Raw genomic sequence first — 543 nt, 5'->3', positions numbered from 1 at the left:
GAAGGTGCCGCGGTAGAACTCGTACACCTTCCCGGCCGCCCAGTGGGCGTCCACCGCGCCGCTGTCGGTCATCTCCTGCGGCGCCTTCGTGGTCGGCATCGCGAAGGGCACGACGCTCTCCGGCCACTGGCCCGACACGTCCTGGTACCAGACGCTGGAGGCGTCCCAGGTCTGGATGACGTTGTGGCTCTTGCTGTCGGCCATGTGCGCGGTGTCGCGCAGCAGGTACTGACCGGTGCCGGCGTCCTTGGTGAGGTTCAGCGGCACGGTGGTGCCGCTGAGCAGGACGCCGCTGCCGGTGACGCCCGTCGACCCGGTCGCCGCCGCGGGTGCGCCGCCCCGCATCGAGGTGCCGCTGCGCATGGACGTGCCGCTGCGGTGCGTGGCGCCGCCGGCGGAGCCGGTCGGGGCGAACGTGGGCAGGCCGCCGTACTCGAAGACCGCGACGCCGGTGGCGGCGTCGACGTAGACCTCCTGGACCACGGGGGCGCCGGTGGCCGGGTCGGTGCCGCGCACGGTGACGTGGCGGGCGAGCACGCCCTT

1 pseudogene is annotated in these 543 nt (G+C 73.7%); it reads right to left on the bottom strand.

Annotation, left to right across the window (positions count from 1 at the left end):
• Positions 1-543, bottom strand: a pseudogene (locus PV350_RS46980) (M4 family metallopeptidase); the annotation flags it as partial.

Origin of the sequence: Streptomyces sp. PA03-6a (genome assembly GCF_033792765.1) — a bacterium.
Taxonomy (GTDB): domain Bacteria; phylum Actinomycetota; class Actinomycetes; order Streptomycetales; family Streptomycetaceae; genus Actinacidiphila.
The sequence above is the reverse complement of the archived record's forward strand: the minus strand, read 5'-3'. Positions and strand labels throughout refer to the sequence as shown.